This window comes from Pseudoflavonifractor sp. An44, assembly GCF_002161675.1.
In the GTDB taxonomy this organism is placed as follows: domain Bacteria; phylum Bacillota; class Clostridia; order Oscillospirales; family Oscillospiraceae; genus Enterenecus; species Enterenecus faecium.
In genome coordinates this window covers 87,099-96,040 of the sequence record NZ_NFIH01000010.1, presented here as the reverse complement: position 1 = coordinate 96,040, position 8,942 = coordinate 87,099, and the positions used below count along the sequence as shown (strand labels likewise).

8 protein-coding genes are annotated in these 8,942 nt (G+C 50.5%); 5 read left to right on the top strand and 3 right to left on the bottom strand.

The annotated features are described in order from the left end of the window. The first annotated feature begins 311 nt into the window (after positions 1–311). The 4 genes from B5F98_RS06465 (at position 312) to B5F98_RS06450 (ending at position 4,694) form a co-directional block, all read left to right on the top strand. Complete coding sequence (locus B5F98_RS06465; protein ID WP_143482749.1) at positions 312–1,421, top strand: DUF5050 domain-containing protein; 1,110 nt, start codon at positions 312–314, stop codon at positions 1,419–1,421. Positions 1,422–1,437: 16 nt separating this feature from the next. Next, entirely contained in the window at positions 1,438–2,301 is an 864-nt protein-coding gene (locus B5F98_RS06460; RefSeq protein WP_087370547.1) for an ATP-binding cassette domain-containing protein, read from the top strand. Positions 2,302–2,309: 8 nt separating this feature from the next. Continuing rightward, entirely contained in the window at positions 2,310–3,557 is a 1,248-nt protein-coding gene (locus B5F98_RS06455; protein ID WP_087370544.1) for a hypothetical protein, read from the top strand. 69 nt (positions 3,558–3,626) lie between these two features. Further along, complete coding sequence (locus B5F98_RS06450) at positions 3,627–4,694, top strand: hypothetical protein (protein ID WP_087370541.1); 1,068 nt, start codon at positions 3,627–3,629, stop codon at positions 4,692–4,694. Between the two features lie 365 nt (positions 4,695–5,059). Here B5F98_RS06450 and B5F98_RS06440 read toward each other — a convergent pair whose 3' ends face one another. The 3 genes from B5F98_RS06440 to B5F98_RS06430 form a co-directional block, all read right to left on the bottom strand. Next, on the bottom strand, positions 5,060–5,515 hold the full coding sequence (locus B5F98_RS06440; protein ID WP_087370536.1) for a hypothetical protein: 456 nt from the start codon (positions 5,513–5,515) through the stop codon (positions 5,060–5,062). A 26-nt stretch (positions 5,516–5,541) separates the two neighbouring features. Further along, positions 5,542–6,180 carry a hypothetical protein gene (locus B5F98_RS06435; protein WP_087370532.1) on the bottom strand — a complete coding sequence of 213 codons (639 nt, stop codon included), beginning with the start codon at positions 6,178–6,180 and terminating at the stop codon, positions 5,542–5,544. 130 nt (positions 6,181–6,310) lie between these two features. Then, positions 6,311–7,246: a helix-turn-helix domain-containing protein gene (locus B5F98_RS06430; RefSeq protein ID WP_087370529.1), complete on the bottom strand. Its 936-nt coding sequence runs from the start codon at positions 7,244–7,246 to the stop codon at positions 6,311–6,313. A 236-nt stretch (positions 7,247–7,482) separates the two neighbouring features. Here B5F98_RS06430 and B5F98_RS06425 point away from each other — a divergent pair, with 236 nt between their 5' ends. Continuing rightward, a complete protein-coding gene (locus B5F98_RS06425) occupies positions 7,483–8,847 on the top strand; it encodes a S41 family peptidase (RefSeq protein WP_087370526.1) in 1,365 nt (454 codons plus the stop codon). The last annotated feature ends 95 nt before the right edge of the window (positions 8,848–8,942 follow it).

The following is an 8,942-nucleotide window of genomic DNA, read 5'->3' as shown; positions in this document are numbered from 1 at the left end:
CCCCCACGCCCGCTCCCAGTGCCCCCCCTGCTGCATCCGATGCTCCGGAAGATGGAGGAGCCTTGGTGGGCTACGAGGCAGTAGGCCCAGAATTTTCAGATGAAGTCAATGTAGCCACCGAAGATGGCACGGACGCTGAAATGATAAAAATTTCTGGGAGGGATTAAGCCATGAACATCAAACATTTTGGAGGGCGAATGCTAGCCCTTGTATGTATCGCTTCTTTGATGGGGTGCTCTGCCCACACCGTTTCTCAACCTTCCTCCACCGGGCATTCCGGATTTCAAAAGGAGACCAGCATTTCCAATGAAATGCGCTTGAATGCTGCCTGCCTGGTAGACGGAGGATATTATCTGCAAAGCGATGGACTGGTGTATTTTATGGACGCTACATCGGGGCGGATGACTCCTGTGTGTGGGAAACCAGAGTGCCACCACTCCGACGACACCTGCAACGCCTGGATAAATTCTCCCTTCTTGAGTTGGTACGATGGAAAGCTCTATTACGCCACCAGCAGCCTTAACACCGACAATCTGCTCACCCTATACTCCATGAACCAGGACGGAACCCAACATGAAAAAGTGCAGACCATCCAACTCCAAGGGGCGGATTGGTCTACCTCCTATCAGCCCATGCTGGTAGGAGGATGGATTTACTTTATGGATTCCAACTCCATGCTCTATCGGGCCAAACTGGGAGCAGATGTCTCCCAGGCCGACCTGCTGTTTCAAGAAAACTCCTCGGATATCTTGGAATCCACCTGGAAGTTTTGGGCGGATGGGGATAATGTGTATGCCATGAATCATGTATTGACTTCCAATGGGGAATATGAGGATATCCTCTATCGCCTGGGCGAGAAGGAAACAGACACAAAAGAGATCTGGCGCTCTTCGGACATCGGCATTCTTGGTGTGGACGAATCGTTTTCCTCCTGGTACATCACAGGTGGTCACCTTTACTACTATTTTTCTGGCAGCGATGTCTGGGACATGGACTTACAAACCAATGTTTCCGCCAAGCTGGTAGATCTGCCGGATACACTACAAAGTGGAACCGCTATTTTCAATGATACCAATATTTTTATTTTGGATGATCAGCCTGACCCCACCTTCGGACCCCAAAGTCCTTTCCGATATGGAGGCAAGATCATTCGGGTCTATACCTACCAGGGAGAGTTGTCCCAAGAACTGGACTTACAGCCCATCTATCAGCAATACCCCGATGTGGTTCATTGCGCCCTGGTGTTTGCCGACACGGAGCACGCCTACGTATTGGCCTATTGTGGCATGGACATTAGTATTGCTACTCGCTTTTACCGTGTTAGCTTGGAAAGCGGCGACTGTACGGAGTTGGACACCTGGCCTGGGGCCGCCAATATCTATGAAGCTACCCCATCAGAACCGCCCATGCAAATTGGCTGAAGACAGGAGAAACTCTATGCAACTACAGCTACAAAACGTGAGCAAGAAATACGGAACCCACACCGCATTAGATGGTTTCTCCTTCACCTTTGAGCCTGGAATCTACGGGATTTTAGGGGCCAATGGCGCTGGAAAAAGCACTCTGATGAACTTGCTCACCGACAACCTTCCCCGGACAAATGGTGCCATTTTGTACAACGGCACAGACATTCTAGAGCTGGGCAAACGCTTTCGGCAAGTGTTGGGATATATGCCCCAACAGCAGGGCCTTTATGAGCAGATGACAGCCCAGGCTTTCCTGGCCTATATGACGGAGCTGAAAGGGATTCCCAAGAAACTGGCCAAAGAGCAGATGGACACCCTCCTGACCGTCACAAATTTATCTCAGGTACGACACAGGAAACTGTGTGGATTTTCTGGTGGGATGAAGCAACGGGTGTTGTTGGCCCAGGCACTCTTAGGGAATCCGGAGGTACTGATTTTGGATGAACCAACGGCAGGCTTGGATCCCAAGGAGCGCATCCGAATCCGCAACTTCATCTCCTCCCTCTCCCGCAATCGCATCATCTTACTGGCCACCCATATTGTCAGTGATATTGAGTACATCTCCGATCAAATCCTGATGATGAAAAAGGGTCATGTCATTGGCAGCGGTACCCCTGCTCATTTGCTAGAGAGCGTTTCGAACAAGGTAAAAGAACTCCCTTGTTCTCCGGATTGTCTGGAACAAATGGAGCAAGAATATGCCGTGGGTAATGTCTTCCAGCGCAACGGCGAGACATGGATTCGGGTAGTTGGCGACCACCTACCTGAGAAAGGGCATGAAGTACCCGAGCATTTGACCTTGGAAGATGTGTATTTATACTATCTGGGGGCGTGAGATAAACCATGAGAGAATGGAAACGAATCTTTACCCAGCGTCGTCTCTGTCTTGGTCTTTTGCTGATACTCCTCCTCAATGGGGTTTGTTTTATCCGAGAGCAGGCCTCTCAGTGCTACGGTCTTGACCTGTCTCTCCCCTCCACTTCAGTCTCCTCAGAGTATGTCAGCCAAACCAACACTGTTTCCCAGGCAGGAGTGGATGCTTATGCCGCCTATACCCGCTATTTGCAGCGACTGGACCAGGCAAAGGGCGAGCCAGTTTCTCAACGGATTGACACCTTGGAGCAGGAGCTGGGACAGCTGGAAGATGCCCTGACTGTAAACCCGTCCATGAATCTGTATGACCTCACTCTGGACTACATTGCCGTTCACAATGTGCTGTTACAGGCAAGGTATCTCCAGGACTATCCCACCTTTCTGGAGGACATTCAAACCAGCAAGGACAATCTCTTATCCTTCTCCATCTTTCATGATACAGCCAGCTTCTCTGGGCGCAATATTCTCAAGACCGCCTCGGATTTTGAAGCACTCAATGATGTGACCTTAACGATGGAGGCCAATGGCGCCGTGGAGGCTTTCATACATGCTCCCCTAACCGATTACCTGATGGTAGTACTATCCTTTCTCTTGGTGGTATCCTTTTTGGAAGAGAGGAAACAGGGTCTATGGAGTTTGATCCATGCCACCCCCCAGGGGCGATTGCTCCTTACCCTGTGCAGAGCCCTGGCTCTCTTGGGTGGCTGTGTCCTTTGTGTCCTTTTGCTGTATGGTGAGACGTGGATGCTTAGCATGTATGTCTATGGAGGAGCCGGCAACTTAGGTCGAGCGGTTCAATCCATCGAAGTCCTGGGAAAACTACCGACGCTGTTTACCGTGGGTCAATTTCTGTTGCACTACGTCCTGCTACGGATTGCAACCATGTATCTGGTGAGTTTGCTCCTCTGGCTGCTTCTGAGTTGGATGCCCCACGGGAAATTTGCTTTTTTGGTGGCAGCCGGGATTATGTGCTTGGAGTATGCCCTATATACGTTTTTGCCGGTGCAAAGTCCCCTCAACCCGTTGAAGTATTGGAACCTATTCACCTACATCAGCTTATCCGACCTCTACACGGAGTATCTGAACATCAATGTATTTGGGTATCCATGGGGAATCCGAATGATATCTGAGCTCGCACTTCTCCCCCTATGCGTGCTCTTTTTGGTTGCCTGTATCATGACGCAGTGTTTGCAAAAGCCCTACCACCAAAGGGACTAGGTAGCCCCCATTGCCGCAAAATACAACCGCCTCACAGACAAGGTTTTCTGTGGCCGCGGTCTGTGGGGAATGGAATGGTTCAAGACACTTTGGATACAAAAGGGGGTCGTTGTCATTCTTTCCCTCCTATATGTCACCAGCCAACTTTCTTTTTCTTCCAGCATTCCAGTGTCCAGCGCCGTGGATAGCACGGTGAGACAGTATACCGCAGCGTTGGAGGGTGAGATTACCCCGGACACCTTCGCCCAAATAGGCCAAATGGAAGAGGAACTACAGAGTACCATAAACACCTACGAAGAGGCAAAGATCGCCTACCAAAACGGGGAGATGGAACGCTCTCAGCTGAACATCTATGCCCACGAAGCGGAAGTGGCACAGATGAAGCAAGAGGCCGTATCCATTGTCCGGCAACGTGTGGAGAACTTGGTAGGCAACGCAAATCAGCTGGGTATTACTCCATGGCTCGTGGAATCCACCCCCTATAAACGCATATACGGTGAGAGCGCCAGCAAAAACCAACAGAACGCCTCCATCCTGGCCTTGTTGGCCCTGGTGTTCCTCCTGGCAGGGAATCTCCCCTACGAGCGCCGGGCTGGGATGATGCCACTCCTGATTGCCTCCCCAAGAGGCAGAGGCCCCCTGCTGAGAAGAAAAGTTGCAGTGGCTGGTCTCTGGGCAACCGTCGTTTGGGCTGTGGTGTATGGGTGGGAGCTTCACACTTTGCTGTCCTCCATCCCCATGGGTACCCTATCTGCTCCCATACAAAGTCTCCCTTTTTTGGAGCACCTGACCATCCCTTGTACCATCCAAACCTTTTTAGTTGCGTGGTATTTGGTGCGTCTTTTCCTCCTCTTGAGCGGCGCTATATTTATTCTGGCTCTATCCATCCCAGCAGGTCAGAGAACCGTAGTATCCTACGCTGTTGTTCTAGCAGTCTTGGTTTTGCCCTCCCTACTGTATTTTTATATGGGGATTCATGTACTGAAGTATGTGTCTTTTGCCCTGCCCCTGCAACTGCTTGATTTGGTGCAGGTCAAGCATCCGCTGGGGCTGCTGGGCATTCTTTGTGGGGGTTATATCATCCTTCTTGGCCTATCCATGTATCGTCTACGCCGAGCATTGAAAATCTGCCGATAACATAGGGGGAAGCCGGGATGTCCGGCTTCCCCCTATGCATTTCCCTAATTCCCATCCTCATATCATTTGAATCCCTTTGCCTCGTTCAAAAGAAATAAGGGCAAGCGGCTTTCCGCCGATACATCCACCCAGGTTCCCAGCTTGCGCAAACTCTTCTCAAACTCCGGTGATAGAACCTGGACCAAACACTCCCGCTCATGGGTGATGATTTCAAAAAACGTCTCGGCACCCCGGAAAAAACAGGGATCTACCATGTGGTTTAGCGCAACCGCTCCACCTTTCGTCTTGTTTCCAACGTATCTCTGCCTGTGGCCTGCCGGTGGCGCCGGTGCCATTCATTCCAAAAGGCGATGTAGCCATTTTTCTCAAACACATCTTCCGGGACTTTTCTTGGGTTGGCAGAGCTGATAGTAGGCCTCCACCTTATCTGCAAATCGGATGACTTCCTTCTGATAGTCACCCAAGGATACCCACTCTTGCTCACCGGATGGGAGGGTCAGCCTCACCCCGCCGTTTTCATGGACAACAGACCAGTCCAACCCCTGATCACATCCCGAAATCGTGACCTCGGTCAGGTCTTCATTGGCAATATAGAAGTGACCACAGCATGGCACCATTTGAATATCGCATTCTGACATGACCTTATCCTCAGTCAAGGTTTTTAGTAGGTACAGCGCAGTTGCGCTGACTGTTCCATCATACTCCATCACCGTTTTGCCAATCTGCACCGTAATATGGCCGTGCAGGCACAGATCCTCCGGGTCATCCTCCGGCCCGCAGATCCAGGTGAACTCGTCCACGTCAATCACAAAAATGCCCATAACGCTCCCCCCACAACGTGATTTCTTCAAACCAGGAGCCATTGCTGACCGTCTGGCATCACCAGGAGGCTCCCAGGCATCCGCTCCAGAAGTTTCCCTGTCGCATAGTCCCGTACCAAAGTCTCCTCACGGTAGTCCGGGTCCTCATGCCATACCGTGGTATACATCTTGTCTCCATCTAGAATCTCAAAGCTTTCCCGATCTTCCAGTACGAATTCCCGTTGCTCTGGCCAGAGGATTTGGAACTTGTTGTCGTTTGGCGTCCGGGTCAACATCAAAGGCGGTGTGTGGAGCAGCAGATTGTAGCAATCCTCCGCGACAGAAAGTGGAAGAACCGCAATGGGCGTTGCTTGTCCTTCCTGGTCATCAAAACCCATGATGCGGATTTCGTTCCTCGGAAAATCAACCAGTAGTAATACCACCTGTCCATTATGGTACACCGGCCTGCCCAAGTACTGTCCTGGCTCTGGACGAACGGGTTCATACACCGTTCCCTCTGGGTAGCGGACCAAAATCAGCCGGTTCTGCTGAATGGGGTTTCCATAACGGAAAAGCTCCTCCGCCTCGTACAAGTCCCCATGGGTGTAGTCCATACCCCAATACCATGTTTTACTTCCCGGTAGCGCATCCAGATAGGTAATCCCATTGGTGATGATTTCTTTCATGCGGTTCCCTCCTCGGCTGTAGATGTACCGAGATTATATCATAGCGAACTGCAAACCGATATTAACATCTTTTTAAGCTTCCATAAGTTTTGACAGAAGAGTGAATTACCTAGCCGAATCCTGTGGAATATTAAAATGGAATATCCGGCCCCAACTGTTCTCTGGCATCCCGCTCAAGTCTTTTGAGATTATGTTCATCGCCGATAGCTTTGTATATGTAGTATGCCTGGCAATATAGCTCAATGCTCCAGTCTCGGTTTCCTAAGAAATGAGCACACTCCGCTTCTATTGCCAGAAGGCCGGGAAGGAACTGATAGTGCCCCCGCTCCACGCACGTTTTCCTCCCAATTTCCGCCACTTCAATGGCATCTTCATACCGTTTCGATGCTGCCAATTCCCGGGCATAGTTAAAGGATACCAGGCAAAGATATTTCTTATTTTCCATATTCTTCTGCAAATATCTCAACAATTGTCCGTACAGGGCAATTGCTGTTTTCCTTTGTCCCGCCATGGCATAGACCATGGCAATTTGGTTAATGAGCTGAATCTCGTCCCAGGTATATCGCAGCTGTCCGATTTCCTCCAGGTCGAACCGAGGCGCTGTAAGGCGCAAGGCATCCAACAGCATTTCCAGCTGCACTTCATAGGGATATGCCTCTCCCCTTTTCCCCAAAAGAGCTCGACTACATAAAACAAACTGCTTGGTAAGGGTATCCTCCGGGTCCGACATTGTCACAAGTCTGTCCAGAGCTTCTTGTGCCTGCTCCCAAATCAATATTTTCTCGTTCCCCTCTCTCTGGTAGAAGCGGGCAACGCAATCATGAATCTCTTTTCTCAGTAGAGACTCCTCTTGCTCCCCTTTGCTTAGGAGGGCATAGTACCGATCTCCCGGTAGGCCAAGTCGTTCCAACAGTGCGCTGATCCGGCTTCGGGATGGTGTTTGCTTCCCATTTTCCAGGCGAGACACCGTGATAGGTTCGCAGATTCCCTCGCATAGCTGTTCCTGTGTCATTTCCAATTCCAACCGCCGACGTCGGATCACGTCGCCCAAAAACACTTCTTGCATATCCTTTTCTCCCGCTATTTTTTAGAAAGCATATCATATTATCCCGGGCCTGTCCACGCACCGGTTTCTTCCCGTTCAGGAGAAATAACACGAGGCGATATGTACAGCTGCTTTTCCCTATATTACAATTCTGATACTGAAATGTCTGCGTGCCCACTATCCCCGGGCTGACCAGAGTCCAGAGGAGCATTCCACGGAGACAACACAACCGCTCAAATGGATACAGGAGGTCAGCCATGAAACGGAAACTGCTGTGCTGGATATTGGTTCTTTCCCTGCTTCTGTGCGCCTGTCAAACCACTGCGAAGACTGATATAGACCCGTCTGGGCAGGTATCCGCCGGGGAGCTTGACACAACTCCAATCCCCACTGGGGAAGTTCCCTTTACCCAAACGGACTCCTTCCCCGTGCCCTTTGATGGGGAACTACGTGTTGCTGCGGGGGAGGTCTGCCTCACCGCCGACGAGGCGCTGTATGACTATGATACCATGTGGCTCCTGCTGGAGGAAAATTATCCTTATCTTGACCGCATTGAAGCGGAACTGGGCATCAACTGGAGGGAGATTCGGGACAATTATCGCAAGCAACTGGATAAAAAGGGCTATGTGAGCCAGGCCTCATTTATAGATGTCATCAACTTTTGCCTGTATGACCTTCACAACGTGGGGCATATGTTCGTGTTATTCCCCAGCACCTGGCAAAGGTATGGGGACAACTGGTTGACCATTGAGGATAACCTTTTGCAGCAGATGGGTAATCTGATCCAGAATCCCAGATCAAAGCAGTTCTACCGATATTGGGAGAAATTAATCAACAATACTGCATCAGGGCTTTCGGCCACGATGAGTGTCGTTGATGAGAAAACAGTTGCACCCGGTGTGACCTTTGGAGCTGTTGACGATATTCCATATGTGAAAATATCGACTTTTTCAGGCTGGACCGATGACACATACGCCGCCATGAGTCAGTTCCTTGCCGGGGTTCAGGACAAAGATCACCTGATTATTGATATACAAGGCAATGCCGGCGGCGACATCAGGCCCTGGATGTCTATGATTGCAGCTTTGATCGATGAACCCATTGCCAATGAGATGTTTTTTGCCGCAAAATCAGGTCCGCTGAATTTGGCATTGAACCCCCAATTTGCAGATTCCATCGGTGAGGTCTATACCGACGATTCCTGGCGGGAAGATTTCCCCTATATTCAACCTGAGTATGTGGAGGACATGGATTTGCTGTTTAAGGTCACACAGCGTATCCAACCGTCCGAAACAAAACATACCTTTGACGGAAAGGTGTGGGTACTGGTTGACGATGTGTGTTATTCCTCTGCAGACCAGTTCGCTGTTTTCTGTCAAGGCACAGGCTTTGCCACCCTGGTGGGCACAGAGACAAGTGGAAACGGCATTGGCGCACAGCCCTATGTGATGGCTCTGCCATACTCCGGCCTGGTGATTTACTATGAGCCATACCTGACCTTTAATCCGGACGGTTCCTGCAACGGGATCCGGGGAACACAACCGGATTTGACTCCGGAGCAGGGTCAGTCCGCACTGGATACCTGTTTGGCTGCCATTCATACGGAAGAGACAAACAAATGATTTGTGCGTACTGTCACGAATGGGGGGGTACTCGAGTTCTTTTGTTTACAGTCCCTCAATCTCTGAGCCGCATTCGATACAGATATTACTTGCCT